At 55.1% G+C, this 19,923-nt stretch carries 18 protein-coding genes; 2 read left to right on the forward strand and 16 right to left on the reverse strand.

Annotation, left to right across the window (positions count from 1 at the left end; translation table 11 throughout):
• Positions 1–152 precede the first annotated feature (152 nt).
• Positions 153–2,129, reverse strand: coding sequence for a beta-L-arabinofuranosidase domain-containing protein (locus MHI43_RS30725; RefSeq protein WP_015737879.1), 1,977 nt, complete (start codon positions 2,127–2,129; stop codon positions 153–155).
• A gap of 139 nt (positions 2,130–2,268) precedes the next feature.
• Between MHI43_RS30725 and MHI43_RS30730 the strand changes: the two genes are divergently transcribed.
• A complete protein-coding gene (locus MHI43_RS30730) occupies positions 2,269–3,093 on the forward strand; it encodes an AraC family transcriptional regulator (protein WP_015737880.1) in 825 nt (274 codons plus the stop codon).
• A 185-nt stretch (positions 3,094–3,278) separates the two neighbouring features.
• On the opposite strand, the gene MHI43_RS30735 is transcribed toward MHI43_RS30730, so the two are convergent.
• The 4 genes from MHI43_RS30735 to MHI43_RS30750 all read right to left on the reverse strand — a co-directional run bounded on the left by MHI43_RS30735 (position 3,279) and on the right by MHI43_RS30750 (position 5,549).
• Positions 3,279–3,680 (reverse strand): VOC family protein, encoded by a 402-nt coding sequence (locus tag MHI43_RS30735; protein ID WP_015737882.1) that lies wholly within the window; start codon positions 3,678–3,680, stop codon positions 3,279–3,281.
• A 29-nt stretch (positions 3,681–3,709) separates the two neighbouring features.
• Positions 3,710–4,207: an SRPBCC domain-containing protein gene (locus MHI43_RS30740; protein ID WP_015737883.1), complete on the reverse strand. Its 498-nt coding sequence runs from the start codon at positions 4,205–4,207 to the stop codon at positions 3,710–3,712.
• Between the two features lie 98 nt (positions 4,208–4,305).
• Positions 4,306–4,650 carry a metalloregulator ArsR/SmtB family transcription factor gene (locus tag MHI43_RS30745; RefSeq protein ID WP_015737884.1) on the reverse strand — a complete coding sequence of 115 codons (345 nt, stop codon included), beginning with the start codon at positions 4,648–4,650 and terminating at the stop codon, positions 4,306–4,308.
• A 158-nt stretch (positions 4,651–4,808) separates the two neighbouring features.
• Positions 4,809–5,549 carry an HAD family hydrolase gene (locus tag MHI43_RS30750; protein WP_015737885.1) on the reverse strand — a complete coding sequence of 247 codons (741 nt, stop codon included), beginning with the start codon at positions 5,547–5,549 and terminating at the stop codon, positions 4,809–4,811.
• 212 nt (positions 5,550–5,761) lie between these two features.
• Here MHI43_RS30750 and MHI43_RS30755 point away from each other — a divergent pair, with 212 nt between their 5' ends.
• Positions 5,762–6,643 carry a class I SAM-dependent methyltransferase gene (locus tag MHI43_RS30755; protein WP_015737886.1) on the forward strand — a complete coding sequence of 294 codons (882 nt, stop codon included), beginning with the start codon at positions 5,762–5,764 and terminating at the stop codon, positions 6,641–6,643.
• A 129-nt stretch (positions 6,644–6,772) separates the two neighbouring features.
• Here MHI43_RS30755 and MHI43_RS30760 read toward each other — a convergent pair whose 3' ends face one another.
• The 11 genes from MHI43_RS30760 to MHI43_RS30810 all read right to left on the reverse strand — a co-directional run bounded on the left by MHI43_RS30760 (position 6,773) and on the right by MHI43_RS30810 (position 19,766).
• A complete protein-coding gene (locus MHI43_RS30760; protein WP_015737887.1) occupies positions 6,773–7,807 on the reverse strand; it encodes a sugar diacid recognition domain-containing protein in 1,035 nt (344 codons plus the stop codon).
• A 186-nt stretch (positions 7,808–7,993) separates the two neighbouring features.
• A complete protein-coding gene (locus MHI43_RS30765; protein ID WP_036659325.1) occupies positions 7,994–9,142 on the reverse strand; it encodes a glycerate kinase in 1,149 nt (382 codons plus the stop codon).
• A gap of 48 nt (positions 9,143–9,190) precedes the next feature.
• Positions 9,191–10,486 (reverse strand): SLC13 family permease, encoded by a 1,296-nt coding sequence (locus MHI43_RS30770; protein ID WP_036659327.1) that lies wholly within the window; start codon positions 10,484–10,486, stop codon positions 9,191–9,193.
• A 208-nt stretch (positions 10,487–10,694) separates the two neighbouring features.
• Positions 10,695–12,233, reverse strand: a complete 1,539-nt coding sequence (locus MHI43_RS30775) for a cation acetate symporter (RefSeq protein ID WP_036659331.1) — start codon at positions 12,231–12,233, stop codon at positions 10,695–10,697.
• 135 nt (positions 12,234–12,368) lie between these two features.
• A complete protein-coding gene (locus MHI43_RS30780) occupies positions 12,369–13,880 on the reverse strand; it encodes a cation acetate symporter (protein ID WP_036659340.1) in 1,512 nt (503 codons plus the stop codon).
• A 5-nt stretch (positions 13,881–13,885) separates the two neighbouring features.
• Entirely contained in the window at positions 13,886–14,185 is a 300-nt protein-coding gene (locus MHI43_RS30785) for a DUF485 domain-containing protein (RefSeq protein ID WP_009593006.1), read from the reverse strand.
• A gap of 195 nt (positions 14,186–14,380) precedes the next feature.
• Entirely contained in the window at positions 14,381–15,175 is a 795-nt protein-coding gene (locus MHI43_RS30790) for a LytTR family DNA-binding domain-containing protein (protein ID WP_081746233.1), read from the reverse strand.
• Positions 15,162–16,928 (reverse strand): LytS/YhcK type 5TM receptor domain-containing protein, encoded by a 1,767-nt coding sequence (locus tag MHI43_RS30795; RefSeq protein ID WP_036659343.1) that lies wholly within the window; start codon positions 16,926–16,928, stop codon positions 15,162–15,164. The genes MHI43_RS30790 and MHI43_RS30795 overlap by 14 nt, the downstream gene beginning before the upstream one ends.
• Positions 16,929–17,359: 431 nt before the next feature.
• Positions 17,360–17,806: a threonine/serine exporter family protein gene (locus MHI43_RS30800; RefSeq protein ID WP_036659345.1), complete on the reverse strand. Its 447-nt coding sequence runs from the start codon at positions 17,804–17,806 to the stop codon at positions 17,360–17,362.
• Positions 17,807–17,829: 23 nt separating this feature from the next.
• Complete coding sequence (locus MHI43_RS30805) at positions 17,830–18,522, reverse strand: threonine/serine exporter family protein (protein WP_235201603.1); 693 nt, start codon at positions 18,520–18,522, stop codon at positions 17,830–17,832.
• Positions 18,523–18,782: 260 nt separating this feature from the next.
• Positions 18,783–19,766 (reverse strand): aldo/keto reductase, encoded by a 984-nt coding sequence (locus MHI43_RS30810; protein ID WP_036659347.1) that lies wholly within the window; start codon positions 19,764–19,766, stop codon positions 18,783–18,785.
• Between the last annotated feature and the right edge of the window lie 157 nt (positions 19,767–19,923).

Genomic DNA, 19,923 nt, shown 5'->3' on the forward strand with positions numbered 1-19,923 from the left:
TTGTCACCTAAAAAAGGGCTTGCCCGAGGTCCATCGACCTTGGGCAAGCCCTTTATGTTATGATGCTTGGCATCATCACGGGTATGATATGCAGCATTTTCCGGCTGTGCTTCCAATCTACTCTATCCGGATGGGCCGCCAGTACCCCATCCTTATACCGTGCGCGGCAGCTCGCGCACCCAGACGGCCATTTCATTCTCGCCGCGGTTGCCCCATAAATAATACGGAATGGCCTTCAATGATACGGGAAGCATCTTTTGGGGAGAAGAACGATACAGCTGCTCATCGCCCCAATCGTCAGACTTTTCACGCCACCCTTCCCCTTCAATGACAACCGCTCCGCCGAGTAGATTCGGATCAAATCGCGAACGAAGCTTCGGATCGCCCGCAAGCGATAGCGAGGATACAGGCACTCCATGATCGACGCTTTCCAGGCAGTATACGAGCGGCCCGCGCTGAATCGCGGCCTTGCCGGCATTCCCCCGTATATTCGGATTGGCTCTGACCTGATGGATCTCCATGGAGAATGCCAACTCCACGGTGTCTCCCGGCGCCCATACTCTCTTCACGCAGGCATAGCCGTCTTGAGTAATATCCTCCACGTTCATTTCTTGCCCGTTCACGCGCAAGCCGGCTTTGCCGCGCGACCAATCCGGAATGCGAAGCGCCACCGTCCACTCGACAGCCTGTTCAGGCTGAAGCGTAAACGTAACGTCCCCGTCCCAAGGCAGCGTGCTGTTCTGCATTACCTTCACAGGCACGTCCCCGAACCGCACCTCCGCTTCGCCGCCGATGTACAGATGGGCATACAGCGTATCGTCATTCATTGTATACACGTATTCGCCCAGCGATGACAGAAGCCTTGCCACGTTAGGCGGGCAGCAGGCGCAGGCGAACCACCCCGGCCGAACCGGCTTCACATGGGCCTTGCCCGGATTATGGCGGCAGGCCGCAGGCCATACCTCTAGCGGGTTTACATAGAAGAAATGCCGCCCGTCCTGAGCCATGCTGCCAATGACCGTGTTAAACAGCGCGCGCTCCATCACGTCCGCATACTCCGATTTGGGCGACAGCTGCAGCATGCGCTGGGCAAAAAAGATCAGCCCAATGGATGCGCAGGTTTCCGAGTAAACGGTATCGTTCGGCAGATCATAATCCGTCGTAAACGCCTCGCCGTGATGAGTGGACCCGATCCCTCCGGTAATGTACATCTGTTTATGGACCATGTTGCGCCACAAAGTATCGCAAGCCTCAAGCAGAGCCGGGTCCTTCGTTCTGGCGGCCAGATCCGCCATCGCCGTGTACATATATACGGCCCGGACCGAGTGCCCGACGGCCTCCTTCTGCTCCCTAACGGGCAGATGGCTCTGATGATAAGCCAAATGCGGGGCGTGCAGCACCGAGCGATAGAAGGATTTCTTCCCGCGCTGTTCCCACTCCTGAAGGAAGAAGTGGGGTTCCGTCCCGCGCTCATCGATAAAATATTGGCTCAGGCTCAAATATCTCGGCTCTTGAGTCACCTCATACAATTTCACCAGGGCCAGCTCAATCTCCTGATGGCCGTCAAACCCATGGATTTTCCCATCTTCGGGTCCAAAAACGGTATCGATATGATCCGCCAAGCGGCACACCACGTCCAGCAGTTTCCGCTTGCCCGTCGCCCTGTAGTGAGCAACTCCGGCTTCAATCATATGACCGGCGCAGTACAGCTCATGGCAGTCCGTCAGATTGGTCCAGCGTTTTTCCGGCTCCTTCACCGTAAAATACGTATTCAGATAGCCATCCGGCTGCTGGGCGTCGGCAACCAGATCAATCAGCTCATCCACCTGTTCTTCCAGCTTGGGATCCCGATGAGTGGCCAGCGAATAAGCCGCAGCCTCAAGCCATTTGGCGACATCGCTGTCCTGAAACACCATGCCCCCGTATTCACCCTCGTCCCTGCCGGCAGCGATGCGAAAATTGGATACGCCATGGCTCGGCTCAATGCCCGGAATTCGATCATGGAGGGCCTCGTATTGGTAGGGAATCACCACTTCCCTTACCAGTTCTATGTAACTCGACCAGAAGGGATCGGTCAGTTTCACTTGCTTAAGAGGCACGGCAGCTGAACGCGTAGTAAGAGTCATCATCTCGGATATACACTCCTTTTGGGGTTCGAATAGGATAAAGCCTCGACACTTCCCATTCTACGATCTATGATAGGATGAAAACGATAACAGAATCGACCTAATTTCTTATACGATTTCACACTTCCTTGGAGGTGTTACCATGTCGGAACAAAGCGTGCTTTCCTTCACCTCTCTGCCGCTGCCCTACTTCCTTGAATCCGGTAAAACGCACTACATGCCGGGCGAATCGCATCCGAACCGGAGAAACCTTGGCGTCTTCGACCTCATCCTCGTTCAACGCGGCTGCTTGTTTCTGGGCGAGGAGAACCTGCAGTGGGCACTACGTGCCGGGGATATGGCCGTATTGATGCCGGACGCGCACCACTACGCTGTGCAAGAGTGCCGGGAGGAAACCTCCTTTTATTGGCTGCATTTTCAATCGGCGGCAACGAGCACAACCGATCATGCGTCGATCTCACACAATATCAAGCTGCCCAGGCAAGGACATATCCCTTATCCGGAGCAAGCCTATCAGCTGTTCGATTCCTTGCACCTTCAGGCTACGGAGCCGAGATCTACGGCGTTTTGGCGCGAACAGACCCTGTTTATCGAGCTGCTGGAGCTGCTGGATCCGTCGCGGTCCGATCAGGAGCAATCGCGGGTACGCAAAGTCGCGGAGCAAGTGGAATCCTATATCAAAATGCATTACCGCGAGCCCATCAGCAACGCACGTTTATCGTCTGACCTGCATTTCCACTACAATTACCTGACGCGCTGCATGAAGGCCTCGCACGGCTTGACGCCAACGGAATACCTGCTGCAGTACCGCCTGGACCAGGCGAAGCGGCTGCTTCTGACCACCCAGTGGTCCATGGCCCGGATCGCGGAGCATGTGGGATTTCAATACCCGCCCTATTTCTCCCGCCGCTTCTCCGCCCGTTTCGGCCTGTCGCCGCTGCAATTCCGAAAGCAGTACACGGAATAAGCAGCATACGCAGCGGCATGGGATTTGCGGCTGCGCATTGCTATATTCTTCCGTTGGGCTGGCGGTGAGGGAGAGCACGGCTCTTGATCGAGAGCATCAAGCTGCGCAATGCCTTCCTTGCAGCGCAGCGCAAAAAGGGACAGGCCCCTTCCGGGCCCGTCCCTAGATTAATCAACTGCTAAAGGTTACGCTTCGCTTGGCAGATTAAGCTGCCAGGATACGCCGAACTTGTCCGCGATCCAGCCGAACTTTTGGCTGAATCCATAGTTGTCCAGCGGCATCATCGCACCTCCGCCATCGACCAAAGCACCGTACACCTTCTCGATCTCGGCTTCGGATTCGCAAGTCAGATAGATGGAGAAGGAAGGCGTGAACGTAAACTCATGCTTCACGTTGCTGTCGATGCACATGAACGTTTGTCCCTTCAACGAAAAGACCGCATGCATGACGCTTCCCTCGGCTCCCGGCTGATTGGGTCCATAACGGGTAATGCTGATGATTTCGGAATCCTCAATAATGGAAATGTAATGGTTCATAGCTTCTTCCGCGTTGCCCTGAAACATTAAAAACGGGGTCACACTCTTCATCGATAACACACGCTCCCTTATTCATCGGTTTAAGATGGGTAGTTTATCGTTCCTGTCTCTAACAGCTGCTTCAGCCCCTCAAACATATAACCCCAGCCATGCTCGGTTTGGTCATGGTATTCGGTCAGCGCTTTTTCAATATCCTCTGCGGTCCAGTCTTCCTCATGAGGGACAACGATCTCCTGGGAGAACGTCATTTCGCACCCCGCGTCTACGGCTTTGAACTCCACCGTAATGCGGTCCACGGTGTCGCTGAACTGGGGCATCTTGAAGGTGAGCACCAGCTTGCGCGGCCGGTCTATGACCAGATACTCTCCAATGGCCCGGTACTCCTTGCCTTCCCTCACGTCAACAATCTCCCAGCTTCCGCCCACGCGCGGATCGTTGCGGGCGATTTTGTTCGTTGTTTCCATCGTAAACAACCATTTCCTCATCATGTCGGGATTTAACCAGGCATCAAATACTCTTTCCGGTGCTGCCTCAAATTGGCGTTTCATGATCAGCGTGGTAGTGGAGGCGTTATCCAATGTTAATCATCCTTCTCTTATCAAAAGTGGTATTGCGTTTATTTCCCTACGTTACTCATCCTTGTCCAGGATGTTCAGCGGTATTCCTAAGGATTCTTCTAGTGCTCCTCCCTCTTCGCTTTGTTCAGCTCGCGTTCAAGCGCATCAAATTGCCGGTTCCAGAATCGTTCGTAGAATTGCAGCCATTCCATCGCTCTTGACATGACGTTCGGATTCAGACGACAGGTATGCGTCCGTCCATGGATGGACCGTTCGAGCAGGCCGGAGCGCTCCAGTACCTTGATATGCTTGGAGGCTGCCGCAAGCGACATGTCAAACGGTTCAGCCAGCTCAGATACCGTCCGTTCCTGCGATGCGATCATGCGCACCATCTCTCTTCGGGTCGGGTCAGCCAGAGCATGGAAGATGTGATCCAGTTGTTCTTCATTATTTTGTTCAACCATATGGTTAACTATAATGGGCAAATTTCATAAAGTCAACCATTCGGTTGAATATAGAACCAAAAAAGCCAAGCCCTTCGTTTAAAGAGCCTGACCATAGCCTTTCGAATAATGCGGCAGCAGCCCGCTTGGGCAGCGGATCAGGGGGACTGCCCATTTTGTTATCCGATAATCTCTTCCAGCAGCCGCTCGAGCTCTTCGTAACTCGCAACGGTATGCTGCGGCCGCTGCTCCGATTCCGGCCCGACGCTCCGGTGATTGAACCAAATTACATGCCAGCCCGCAGCCAGGGCTCCGACCACGTCATTGCGCCATGAGTCCCCGACGTAATAAGAGTTCTCCGGCTTCGTCCCGGTCTGCCTGTTCACATGGTGGAAGATCCGCGGATCGGGCTTGTCCCAGCCGACGGCACCGGATACGAATAGCCGATCCTCCGGTATCAGGCCGCCCAGCTTCATCGCCGCGATTTTGTTCATCTGATGTTCGGCCGGGCCATTGGTAATCAGGCCTACGACATGCCCGGCATCCGCCAGTTTCATCAGAAGCTCCCGGGCGCCCTCAAACATCGTGATGTTATACTGCAGGTCCAGATACGTCTGCTGTACCGCTTCGGCCTCCTCAAGAGTCAGTCGCACGCCGAATTCGGCCAACGCTAACTGGAACCGGCGTCTGCGCATATCCTCGACCGCATCCCCGTAAGCTGCCGTTCCGGCTCCTCCCAGCTCGACGGACAGCTTGTCGCTGTAATAGCGCATCCGATGGTAGGCGGCCTCATAAGGAAACGTCTCATCGGGACTGGCAATCTCCTGCACGGCCTCGCGAAAAGGCGCCAGATGGTCATACAATGTATCATCCACATCGAAGAAGATCCCCTTCGGTGCTGTTGGTGTCTTCATGTTCATCCCTCTTCCTCATTCGATTCCTCTATTGTACCCGCATCGGCACTACCCGGGTCAAGCCCGTCTGTTAATAAGTTCCTTTCCTATGATATGATGGCATTACAGCGGCAGAAAACGGCGATTGGAGCCTTCGTCCGTAATTGTGCAAGCCAAGAAAGCACCTTTTGTTATGCCTGATGCCTGATTCATGTACCCGGATAAGGAGATGAGTAACGATGACCAAGGATATGACCGAAGTGTGGAGCAAGGATTTTGTTCCCGAGGGAAACCGTGCCAGCAACGTGGATCGTTTTACCGGCTTTGAGGATACCTACGACCAGCATCGCCCCGAAGCCCCCCAGGAGGTTGTCGCCCTGCTGACAGGCTATTTGGAACGCAAGCCCTCTGTCGTCGTCGACTTGGGATGCGGAACGGGGCTTTCCTCCTTTGCATGGAAAGACGCTGCGGATCAAGTCATCGGGGTTGAGCCGAATGATGATATGCGCGGCAAAGCCGTCGCCAAATTGCAAACGCTGGAACAGGAAGCACGCAGCAGCGGCGCGGATATCGCCGACATCAAGTTCGTCTCGGGCTATTCCAACCAATTGGCGCTTAAGGATCAGTCCGCCGACATCATCACCTGTTCCCAATCCTTTCACTGGATGGACCCGGCCAGCACATTGAAGGAGGTCTCCCGCGTTCTGCGTGACGAAGGGATATTCGCGGTATATGATTGCGATTGGCCGCCGAGCCTGACCTGGAGAGTGGAGCAAGCCTATCATGGGCTGATTGAACGGGCAGAGGCCATCATCGACGACCATGTGGAGCCTCAGGAGCAGGCCTATAAAGGAAATAAGAACGAGCATCTGAAGCATATAAGGGAAAGCGGACTGTTCCGGTTCTCCAAAGAGATCGTGTTCCACCATATGGAGCCGTTCACCGCCGACCGGTATACCGGCCTCGCCGTCAGTCAAGGCGGCATCCAGACCGTATTCAAGCTGAAACCAAACGAATTGAACGACAACATCGCGCAGTTCCATGCGCTGGTCGAGGAGCATTTCCAGGGGCGGACGCTTCCCGTGATGCTCAGCTACCGCATGCGGCTTGGCATTAAATAAACAGAAGGGGCAGCCCAAGGTCTATCGACGCTTGGAACTGCCCTTTTGAACGTGAAGAACGAAGAATACGGGGCGGTAATCATCCACAAAAGATTGTGGAGGTAAAAGCCGCCCATGCTTGAGCAGCCATCACCTTCTCCACATCAACCCGCACAGCAATTCAAACAGATCCAGCACATGGCGCGGATTTTTGCCAGTCAGCTGCTTGATCCGGTTTAAGCGGTAGTTCAAGGTGTTCCGGTGAATGTTGAGTCTTTTGACCGTGCTGTTATGATCACCGTTCTCGGCAATGTAGACCTGAAGCGTCTCTATCAGATCCAGCTTGTCTCCGCCCTGCTCCAGCAACGGATACAGCGAGGCATGAGCATCATCCGAAATATGGGACAGGCCGATCAGAAACCTTAAATCCTTATAAAAATTCACCTTGCGATGGGGATCGATGTTCATTCCCAGCTCCAGGGCGGATACCGCCTGCTCCAGCGAGGTAGAAGCGAGTTCCTCCTGCTCCCCGATCCCCATGCGAAGGACTTCGTCCAGGTCGATCAGCCTGTCCAGAAGACTCCCGAATCTTAAGACATCCGTCATGAAAAATACGGTTTTGTCATTCTCCAAGTTCCAGCTTTGGGGGTACGCTTGCTGCAAATGGCGGAACGCCTTTTCGCCCATCGAGCTCTGCACTAACAGCACCCGGCATTTGCGTGTCAGGTCAAGCCCATAGGCTTCAGCACGCTCCATAAAAGGCTCATCATAAGGAGCCTTGCGATAGGATAGCTCATGATAGAACTTCTCCCGGTTTTGACGTTGGTTTAACATCGCCTTGTTCTGACGCTCCTGCTCGATCAATAACACAACGGTCACCTGGAGCAAATTGCTGAGCGGTCTCACCTCATCCGGATGACCTGTAATGCCAACAACGCCGATCACCTCATCATCCACCACAATGGGTTCGTTCACACCGGGCTTCATGCCGCCGCCGGCTTCATAAACCTCATAGATCCGTCCGGTTTGTATGGCTTTCTGTGCACCTGTGTGCAGCGTGCCGAGCCGCGCGGGGTCCCCGCTGCCCATAATGATTCCGTTCTCATCCATCACGTTAATGTTGTAAGGAATGACGCGCATCATTTCTCTTGCGATATTTTCCGCCAAAGGTCGTGATAGTTTCATGCATGATGCCCCTCCTAACATGCCTGTCATGTGTTACCAATATGATGACATTGTAGACTCCATAGGAAAAAAAATCTTTTCCTATAGTGTGCACATCCGGCTGCCGATCCATATCCCGCCCGCAGAGAAAAAAGAAGCCGCCCCCGGCAGGTCAGCTCCCTTGCATCCTCTTTAAGAAGTGTATGATTACTTGTTCAAAGAAGCCATGAGACGGACGATATTCTCGGATGTTCTCTCCACGTTCTGCACGCCGTTCTCCAGCGCCTCCGACAGCGTGGCAGCACCCGGCATGATGCCGAAAATCGCGTCCATTCCTTGATCATACAGCACATCGATCCCGTCACCAACCCGGCCGGCCAGAGCAACGACAGGCTTGCCATGCTTCTTCGCCACCCTCGCGACACCCAGCGGAGTTTTGCCATACTGCGTCTGGAAGTCCATCCCGCCTTCGCCGGTCCACACCATATCCGCCTGGCGCACTTTCTCTTCAAGTCCCGTATAGTCAACGACCATATCGATCCCTTTCTTCAGCGTCCCGTTCAGGAAGACCATCAGCCCGCCGCCAAGACCACCGGCCGCGCCGGCGCCTGGATAGTCTATGATATCCTTGCCCAGCTGCTGCTTCATTACCCCGGCGTAATTCCGGAGATTTCTGTCCAGCTGCTCGATCATCTCCGGCGTAGCGCCCTTCTGCGGTCCGAATACATGAGAGGCTCCCGTTTCGCCGCAGAGCGGGTTGGTCACGTCGCAGGCCACTTCGACCTCGACATCCTGAAGCCGCGGATCAAAGCTGCTTAAGTCCAAGCGCGCAAGACGACCCAGCTCCCCTCCGCCAAAAGCAAGCTCCTTCCCTTCCGCATCCAGCAGCTTGCCGCCGAGCGCCTGAACCACCCCGGCACCGCCGTCATTCGTCGCGCTGCCGCCGATCCCGATCAGCAGCCGGCTTACGCCGTGGTCAAGGCAAGCCTTGATCAGCTCGCCCGTCCCGTAGGTGGTGGTCACCAGCGGATTCCGCTGTGCGATCGGGACCAGATGAATTCCGCTGGCGCTGGCCATTTCCAGTACCCCGGTGCTGCCATCGCCTGAAATGCCGTAGGATGCCTCCACCTGATCGCCCAACGGACCCGTCACGGTGACGGTATGGACCGTACCGCCCGTAGCATCCACAAGGGATTGCATCGTACCTTCACCGCCGTCAGCCATGGGCACATGGATACACGTCACATTCGGGTTTCCCTTCTTGATGCCGCGTTCCATCGCTTCGCAGACTTCCTTTGCGGTCATGCTCTCTTTAAATGAATCGGGCGCGAGTACAATAACATAATCCTGCTTCATGGTTATCCCCTGCCTATCCTTATATTTTTCACTCCACAGTACGATCTCTTAAAATATAAATCCGTACAATATCGTAGCGACAATGGCCATGGTCAATCCGACAATGCTTTCGTAAGGAATCAGCTTCATCCGTTCTTTAATGCTCATCTTCACCGATTCCGCGGTGACGTGGAAGAAGTTTCCGTGCGGCAAATGGTCAATGACCGTTGCCCCGGTGTGGACCATAACGGCTGCGGCGAGCGGTGCCGTTCCCATGGACAGGATGGCTTCACCAAACGAACCTGCGGCCACAATGGACGCCGTCGATGTGGATGCGGTTGCCGCTCCCATCAGAATACCGGCGAGAGGCGCCAGGAACGTACCCGATACGCCCAAGACCTCAATGCCCTGCACCACAACGGCACTCAGATCGGATTTGGAGATAATTCCGGCAATGGCGCCGGCACCGATCAGGATAATCGCCGTACCCGTCATTTTATTCAGACCGGAGGTGGTATAGGCAATGATGTTCTTCGTCTGCCGCATGGCAATCAAACCGATGATGCCGGCAACCGGCAGAATGATCATGGAGTCAATCTTGATGGCCTGAAGAGCTTCGATGCCCAGTATGCTGCCCACCGGGTTCAGTGCGAGCAAGACAATGGCTACGACAGGGGCAACCATTGCCCGCCCGAAGCTCGGCTTGTCCTTCCTGCCCATTTCCTCCGTCACTTGATCGCTATCCGACACCATGACCCCTTTGTTCGTCAGCATCTTGGCCACGATGATCGTGACAATCAATCCGGCAACGGCCGGCAAAAAACCGTTAATCATGACTTGGGCAAGGTCGACGTCGAATCCCTTGGCTACAGCAATCGTATTCGGGTTCGGGGAGATGATGTTTCCCGCTTTGCCTCCCCCGACAAGCGCGAGCAGCAGGGCGGTTTTGGAAATGCCGATCTTCTTGCCGACGGACAAGGCAATCGGTGCCACGATAATAATGGCAACGGTAATGAATACCCCGACCGCCGTAATGATCATCGTTGCCAGAGCGATGGATAGAAGCGCTTTCTTCTCGCCCAGCTTGGCAACAATCGTCTCGGCAATGCGTTCGGCGGCCCCCGATTCGATCAAGATCCCGGCCAGCACGCCTGCGGCCAAGACCCGAACGACAGCCCCCATGACACTGTTAGTGCCCTCGATAATATACTGCACGGTCAGATCAATGGTAGCTCCGCCCAGCAGGCCTCCAATGACAGCGCCTCCAAACAAGGCATAGACCGGGTTCACCTTTCTAAAAATCAAGACAATAGCGATAATCAGTCCGACAACGGCTCCGCCCCAATGTATAACTGTCCCATCCATGTTGTGAATGCCTCCTTAAGCAATATAGCTTGTGAACAATGATGTAATCATGCCTTATGAAACTATGATTGCGCTTACAGGATACAGTATAACCGGAATGTCGCATTCAATCCTATTGACGCCATAACGGTATTTATTGTGCACATGCACAATGAATGGTACAGGGAAACTAGCGTGGCCCAAACTAAAATTCATATGTAATTAGCAGTTATCCCCATTCGCGGGAACGGTTTTCACCCGGCGCGACATGGGCAACGGCCTGCATATGCTCGAAATGGCCGCTCGAACCCCGTTTACGCGATAGCAGGGTGCCGACGATGCCGCCGGCAAACCCAATCGGAATGGAGACGATGCCCGGATGCTTAAGCGGGAAGATTGCTTCCGCTCGAATCCAGCCTGCCACTGGGTCCATTACATTGGGCCCGACAGCCATGAGCAGCAAAGAAGACGAGAGGCCGGCCGTAATGCTCGATAAGGCGCCTTGCGTATTAAATTTCCGCCAAAATAGCGTGAACAGCAGCACCGGCAGGTTAGCCGAGGCGGCAACCGCGAAAGCAAACGACACGAGGAACGCCACATTCAGCGTCTGTGCCCCGAGCGCTAGCACGATCGAAGCCGCGCCAACGACGATGGCCGAAAGCTTGGCCACCCTCATCTGCTGCGCCTCGGTCGCCCGTCCGCTGCGGAAGATGCTGCTGTAGACGTCATGGGCAAACGCCGAGGAGGCCGTGAGCACAAGCCCGGAGATCACGGCCAGTATCGTTGCGAAGGCAACGGCGGATACGAAGGCCATTAAGAATTCGCCGCCCAGCTCGCTTGCGAGCAGCGGGGCCGCCAGCTCTACCCGCTCGGACAATATGGACCAATCAACAAAGGCAGCCGCTCCAAAGCCAAGAAAAATCGTCATGGCGTAAAAAACGCCGATCGTAAACGTCGCCGTTCTGACCGAAGCACGGACCGTACGCGGGTCCCTTACCGTGTAAAAGCGCGCAATAATATGCGGCAGTCCCGCTGTCCCTAACACCAGCGCCATATTAAACGACAGCATGTCCAGCGGGTGGTCAAACATGTTGCCCGCCATTAGAAACCGCTCCTGTAATGGGGTCGCCCTCTTCATGGATTCGAATAAACCGAGCAGATCCCAATCGAACCTTGCCAGCACGATGAGGCTCACGATAAAGGTGCTGCTCACCAGCAAAATGGATTTGACGATCTGCACCCAGGAAGTCGCGAGCATGCCGCCAAACGTGACGTAGACGGTCATTAAGCCGCCGACCAGCACGATGGCGAGCGACGTCTCCAGCCCGAACAGCAAATGGACGAGCCACCCGGCGCCGACGAGCTGGGCGATCATATAGAAGATGGTGATCATCATGTTATTGACGGCGATGCATCCGCGCAGCCGTTTCTCGCCGAACCGGACCGCCACCGCATCCGCCATCGTATACCTGCCCAGGTTATGAAGGGGCTCGGCTACGATGTACTGCACGATCACATAGGAGGCAAGGAAGCCGATCGAATAGAAAAAGCCGTCGAAGCCGTACACCGCAATGGAGCCCGCGATGCCAAGGAAAGACGCCGCGCTCATATAGTCGCCGGAAATGGCTAGGCCGTTTTGCAGCCCGCTCAGGCGATTGCCCGCTGCATAGAAATCGTTCGTGCTTGTTGTTCGCTTGGCGGCATAATACGTAATCATTAACGTGCCGACCACAATCGCCAGAAAAAAAACGATGCCGGATATGTTCACTTGCCTGCCTCCTTCCGCCATGGCCCCAAAATGTTGTTGCTTTTTATTTTACGATAAAATGGCAAAAAAAGGGCGACTCCCTTCGCTGTTAACCAGCAGGGTACACCCTTTTTTCCATAAGAAGCCGTTGTTGGGTTACGCGCCCGTGTTCGCTTTAACCAGCACTTCGGCATACTTCGCCTCATCCTTGGAAGAGGAGAGCAGCGTGCCGACATAGGCTGCCAGGAAGCCAAGCGGAATGGAGACGATGCCCGGGTTGCTCATCGGGAAGATCGGATCGCCTACCAAAATCGCTTTGCCGGCCAGATCCCATATATTCGGGCTAAGGGCCACGAGAATCACCGTGCTGATCAAACCCGTCAGCATCCCTGTGACCGCGCCCGTCGTATTAAATCTCTTCCAGAACACGGTGAACAGAATGACCGGCAAATTCGCGCTGGCTGCAACGGCGAAGGCTAACGAGACCAGAAACGCCACGTTCATCTTCTGGGCGAACAACGCTAGCAGGATCGAGACGACGGATACGCCGATCGAAGCGTACCGTGCCATCTTCAGCTGCTCCTTCTCGGACGATTCGCCGCGGCGCACGATTTGGCCGTAGAAATCATGGGCGAAGGCCGATGCGGCGGACAGCACAAGCCCCGTCACCACCGCAAGGATCGTCGCGAAGGCAACCGCCGAGATGAGCGCGAACAGGAAGTCGCCGCCGATCGCTTTGGCCAGGAGCGGCGCTGCCATGTTGCCCGCTTTATCGACCTCGGTAATATCGGCCGCGCCTACGAAGGCGGCTGCCCCGAACCCCAGAAAGATCGTCATCACATAGAAGATGCCGATAATCCAGGTGGCGTACACCACGGAGCTGCGCGCCGTCTTCGCGTCCTTAACGGTAAAGAAGCGGGTCAAAATATGCGGCAGACCTGCCGTGCCGAGTACCAGGGCAAGGTTGAGGGACAGCGTCTCGAGCGGGATTTTGTATTTATTCCCCGGATTCAGGAAGGCCTCCTGCAGCGGGGTGGCCGTCTTCATATGGTGGAACATCTGGGTCAGGCTGAAATCGAATTTGGCGAATACGATCAGCGAGATGATGAACGTGCCGGCCATGAGCAGCACGGCTTTCGAGATTTGAACCCAGCTTGTCGCATGCATGCCCCCGAAGACAACATAGATGGTCATGAGCACGCCCACAATCAATACGGACGTGACATAGTCCAGCCCTAACAACAGCTTAATCAGCGCGCCCGCTCCAACCAGCTGCGCAATCATGTAGAAGATGGAGATGGAGATCGTATTCAGCGCAGCCACGCCCCGCACCTTCTTGTCGGAGAAACGGGCGGCAATCATGTCCGCCACCGTATACTTGCCGAGGTTCCGGAGCGGCTCGGCGACAAGGTACAGCACCACCAGGTAAGCCACGAGGAAGCCGATGCTGTAGAAGAAGCCGTCAAAGCCGACTAACGCGATCGAGCCTGCGATCCCGAGGAAGGAGGCCGCAGACATATAGTCGCCGGCAATGGCTGTCCCGTTCTGCCAGCCCTTGAGTCCTCCCCCTGCCGTATAGAAATCGCTCGTGTTGGTCGTTTTCTTGGCAGCGTAATACGTAATGATCAGCGTAAGCAGTACAATTCCGCAAAACAACGCAATAGCCATGTCGATTACGCCCCCATATCCTTTTTGATATCGTCTACCATTCGGTCAAACTGGGCCGCCTTGCGGGAGTAGAGAATGCACAGAACCCATGTCATGACGAATTGGGCGAAGGCAAATACCCATGCCCACGTGATCGGGCCGATCGCCGGGTGATTCAACACGTCGGTGTACGAAGTAAGGATCGGCAGCGCAAAATAAAACAGAAGAAAAAAGACGGTCATGGGAATAATGAACCGTTTCTTGCGGGAGAGCAGCGTTTTGAATTTTTCGGAATGCCATACTTCGGTATAGCTTTTTTCTTCCATTGCCTTTCCCTCCATTAACGATCAGGATCTATTGCGTCTTCCATCAATGAAAGCGCTTTAGAATGATTATATACGGGAGGATTGCCATCGACCACAGCTCCTGCGCGAAACGTCGGGCAGGGTGCGCGAAAGGGCGGATATGCCGCCCGAACCGGGAGGAAACCGCCATACTTGAGCGCTATTCTTTGTCCTTTTTCAAGCCTCCCTAAGCAACCGGAACAAATCCCGTGCAGCCTCCCGGGACAATGGAATCATCGACCGCTGCTCATCCTTCAGCACGATGTTGTAAGCCCCGTTCTGCCAAGGGGAGAGCTCCGCGATCCAGTTCACGTTAACCAGATAACTGCGATGAGGGCGAAAGAAGGAGTAACCCGCAAGCTTCTCCTCCAGCTCCTGCAAGGTGCTTTTGCTCGTAATCCGCTGGCCTTCCGCCGTCCATACGCGAATGACACGTTCCTCGCGCACCGCGTACAGGATCGCCTCGGGATCAACCAGCACATGTTTATCCCCGTCGTCGAACAGAAGTTTGCCGCGCATGCTGCGGGCGGCAGCCTCCGTGGATGGATAAGGAGCGGCCTGAATAGCATCGTGAGCCTCCTGTTTCGGGAAGGCATTCCCTTCCTGAATCCTGCTTCTAATTCGCTGCAGGGTTTCTTTCAACCGCATATGGCTATAAGGCTTCAGCAGGTAATCGATCGCGTTCAGGCCAAACGCTTCAACGGCATACTCGTCGTAGGCCGTCGTAAACACAATCAAGGGCGAGATCGGGGAGGCCTTCAGCATGCGCGCCGCCTGCAACCCTTCCAGCTCCGGCATATGAACGTCGAGAAAGACGACATCCGGCTGCCGCAAGGGGACAAGCTCCAGCAGCTCCCGTCCGTTCGCGGCATGCGGAAGCAGCTCGATATCGGGCTCCTGTTCCAGCAGGTAAGCCAGCTCCTCCCTTGCCAATCGTTCGTCTTCCGCTATCATCGTTTTAATTCGCTTCACGGTACCGGCTCCCTTCCGACAAGCTGCAGGGGATGCTGAAGGATATGCTGCAGCCGCCCTCTGCGAGATTCTCCACGATAAGTCTGGCCTCTTTGCCAAACATGCTGATTAAACGCTGATTGATATTGTAAATGCCGTTTCCCGTACCCTCGCTGCCGATGATCGGTTGATCGCCTAAGCTGTCCAGCACTTCCGGCGAAATGCCGATCCCGTTGTCCCGCAGTTGAACAACCGCCATATCACCGGCCCGGCTTAGGCTCAGCCGAATGACGCCTCCGCTCGCTTTGTCGCGCAGGCCGTGCTTAATGCTGTTCTCCACCAGCATTTGCAGCGTTGCCGGCGGAATCATAAGCTCGCCAAGCGCGGGATCGAGCTGGCACTCAAACGCGAACTGATCCTCGAACCGGATCTGTATAATGTCCAGATAGGCATTCAACAGCTCCATCTCCTCGCGAATGGTCGTTCTGCGGGACGCCATGACCTTGACGTTCAGGCGCATGAATGCCCCCAGCTGCATCGTGGCATGTCGTGCCAGCAGCGGATCGGTGCGAATCAACGAATGAATCGCGTTGAGGGTATTGAATAGAAAGTGCGGATTGATCTGCGCCTGCAGCAGCTTGAGTTCCGCCTCTTTCATTAAATGGCTCATCTTCTCGTGTGCGGTGGCCCCGAGCTGATAGGAAATCAGCTGTCCCAGCCCCTGGGCCATCACCAGCTCGACGCGCCGGATATCCTCCGGCCGCTTGAAGTAGAACTGAATGACGCCCACGACCTGGCCTGCCTCAATGATCGGGACAAGGATGGCGGCCCCGAGCGCCGGATGCCGGGGCTGGATCTCTTCCGCATTCTCGATGATCCGAAGCTCGCCTGTCGCGATGACGTTCTTGGTCAAGTCCGATTGGATCTCTTCTCCGGGATCAAGGGTACGGCTCCCGGCGCCGGCATGAGCCAGGAACCGCTCCGTATCCGTAATGGCGACGGCCGCTGTTTTCAGCTCTCGCAGCAGCAAGGCCGCCACGGCCTGAGCCGTACGGTACGTCAGCCCCTGCTTCAGATGCGGGAGCGCCGATTCCGCGATATGGAATGCCTTCTCCGTCTCATACGCGGCTGCCCGTTCCTCCTCGGTGAGCGCAACCCGCAGCATCGTCGTAAAGATTGCAATGGAGATGCTATTCGTCAGCACCATCGGCAGGCCGATCAGGTTGACCAGTTCCACTGCACGATCCGGCTCATCCGCACAGATCAAAATCATCCCCATGAGCAGGATCGGAGCGAACATGCCGACGAATAACGCTTTCGCCGGCGAGATGACCCGCTCCTGCGAGAAGAATCGGGCCACGCCTCCAGCCAGCGCTCCCGTTAATGGCACGGCGATTGCGCCTGCCAGCCCCGTGGCACCGCCGATATACAGGAGGTGGGCGCCCGCCAGGAGCCCGCCCCCGATGCCTACGCGGGGACCGCCGATCAGTCCGCCGATCACCACCCCGACCAGGGCAGAGTGGGCCAGGGCCTGCTCCGCGGTCAGTCGCATCAGCCAGAAGGAGGAACTGGACTCGCCGTTCTCCACGACAACGCCCGCATAGGTCCCGAGGATGCCGAAAAGCCCGAACAGGCCGGAATAGATGAACATCCGCATGCCGGACATCTCTTTGCGGTCCAGCAATTGGCGGAACAGCGGAATTCTCGTCAGTATAAAAGTCAGGATGAGCAGCATGCCCATCCGTTCGAACAAATGCAGCGTCAGCTCCTGCATGGACATCCCTCTTTTTTGATGGACTGCGAATCGAATCTTCACCTGACGTTCGGTAACGCTGTGGATACGGAAAGAACCCCTGTGAATACGGTTTCATTTTTGCAAGAAAGATTATATAGCATGTCGAGGATTTGGACAATAAAAAGGCATAACATGAAACTAATGTAAAAAAATTCATGTAAGTAAGGATATTCACGCCTTGGCGAGCGCGCAAAAAACCGCATCCCGCAAAATGCGTACATACGGCTGGTTCATCAATTCAATTACACACGCATAGGTGTCCCTCCCCCGGATACCAACGAGTCGGAGCATGGGCATTTCCCGTCGGATCGAAGCGCATGCTTCGCATATAAACGGGTTCGTTTCGGGTTGCCGGGGTCCGGATTTCAGGGTGCAGGATTACTGGTTTATCGGTTTATCGGTTTATCGGTTTATCGGGTGATCGACCATTTCCTTATGACCTGATTGGTCACCTCCGACAGCAGCAACCCCAGCGCGATGGCGCCTGAAATCATGAACGCTTGGGCCCCCAGCTGGACGGCCTGATCGAATTGATTCTGGGCCACATGGCGAAGGGCATTATAGGCGACACCGCCCGGTACGAGCGGAATAATCCCCGACACGCTGAACACGATGATGGGAGTCTTGTATTTTTTGGCGAAAAAATGACTGATCATCGTCACGCAAAAAGCCGCGACTACCGTGGCCGTTACCGGCTCAACTTTCATATCCTGAAGCATGATGTAGAGCAGCCAGCCCACCATGCCGGCAAACCCGCACTGCAGCAGTGCTTTTTTGGGTACGTTAAAGATGATCCCGAATGCCGCCGAAGCAACGAAACTCGTAATGAGCTGCTGTATATAAAAGGTTGCCACCATTATCCCTCCACCCTTCCCATCTCTTAGAATGACAAAGTAAACGCAATGCCCGCGCCGATGGCAAAGGACGTAACAAAAGCCTCCGCCCCTTTGGACAAGCCGGATATCAGATGCCCTGCCATCAGATCGCGAATGGCATTCGTGATCAGCAAGCCCGGTACCAGCGGCATCACGGAACTGATGATGATCGTATCCAGCTGATGGCCGAATCCGAATCTGACCATCCAAACGGAGGTTATGCCGATGACGAGCGCACCCGAGAATTCGGCGAAGAACCGGACGGGAATGACCCGATGCATGAATACGAAGCAGGAGAAGCCCAGGCCGCCCGCAACGGCCGCCGGTACGAAATCCGGCCAGATGCCGCGAAACATGATGAGAAAGCACCCGCTTGCGATCGCTGACAGTAGAATCAGCACCCATGTCGGATAAATGGCCTGCTCATGCTCGATTCGCTCCAGGGCCCGGTAAGCCTCTTCCATCGTCAGCTCGCCGAGGCTGACGCTCCGGGACACGCTGTTGACCTGATCGATCTTATGGAGATTGGTTGTCCGATCCGAAATACGAATAAGCCGCGTAATATGCTGCGGCTCCTCCACCGAGAAGATAATGCCCGTCGGGGTCATATAGCTGTGGCTGTTCTCCACGCCGAAAGCCGCGGCGATCCGCATCATCGTATCCTCGACCCGATAGGTCTCCGCGCCGCTCTGCAGCATGATTTTGCCTGCTAACAAGCAGACCTTGATAATGTCATGCTCTCGCTTCAACAAATCATTCAAATCGACAATCCTCCTGCTGAACACATTCCGATTCAGAATCTTTGCCTATATTATAGTATCATTTCCATGATAAAGCATAGGATATGCTTTAAAGCAGCGCTGCAGCAGCTTCCGTTCGTTTGATTCCATCTCATCGCCCTAAACAAGAAGCCTCCCGATGACCGGGAGGCTTCTCTCCTATTATTCTCGAAATCGGCTTAATAGGCGCCGCGGATGTGCATGGCTACCTGCTCCTGATAGAAAAGCGCAAGGCGTTCTTTCTCCTCCATGCTGAACGAAGGCACGTCCAGCGTGCCCAGGTTGTCTTCGATCTGGCGGACGTTGCGGAAGCCGGGAATCACGGCAGTGACCTCCGGGCAATCCAGAATCCAGCGCATGGATGCACGAGCCATGTCGCCTCGGCCCTCGGCAATCCAGGCGAGCTCTCTGGCGAGCTCGACACCTTTTTCAAATCGGAGGCCGGCAAAAGTCTCGCCTACGTTAAACTGCTCGCCGTTCGCGTTGAAATTCCGGTGATCCCCCTCGCTGAAGGTAGTGCTCTCCGTAAATTTTCCGGTTAGCAAACCGCTGGCGAGCGGCAAGCGCACCAATATGCCGACGCCCGACGCTTTGGCCTTCGGGAGCAGTTGGGCCAGCGGTTTTTGGCGGAACAGATTGAAAATCACCTGCAGGGACCTCACCCCCGGTGCCCCAAGACAGAACAATCCTTCCTCCACCGTTTCCACGCTGACGCCGTAATGTCGGATTTTCCCCTCGGCCTGCAGCTTGTCCAGCACTTCAAACACCCGTCCGTCCTTCAACACCTCGAAGGGAGGGCAGTGAACCTGATAAAGATCAATCCGCTCCCGCTGCAGCCTCTTCAGACTGCCCTCGCAATAACGGCGGATCGACGCCTCGGAATAGGTCTGAAGATCATGAATATCACCGGCGCGGCAAAACTTGGTGGCCACATGCACGGTATCTTCTTTCCCTTTGGTTGCGCGCGCGAGCAAATCCTCGGCATGCCCGTCTCCATAGACGTCGGCCGTATCGAAGAAGTTCACGCCCTCGCCGATGGCGCGGTCCAATCCCTTCAAGGCTTCCTGATCATCGGTCTGCCCCCATGAGCCTCCGATCGCCCATGTGCCGAAGCTGACCTCGCTAATGTGAAGCTCCGTATTTCCCAATTGTCTGTAATTCATCGACGTTATAGCCTCCTCATCCAACTGCCATACTAGTTCACACTACTAGACTAAACGTTAAATCGCTTTCATTCAATCCATATATCATATATCTATTTCATCGGGGATCGTTGACAAATGATTCCATCGTCTTTATAATTACAATCATCGAATAACC

The sequence above is a fragment of the Paenibacillus sp. FSL H8-0457 genome (assembly GCF_038051935.1).
GTDB classification, from domain to species: Bacteria; Bacillota; Bacilli; order Paenibacillales; family Paenibacillaceae; genus Paenibacillus_AQ; species Paenibacillus_AQ lautus_A.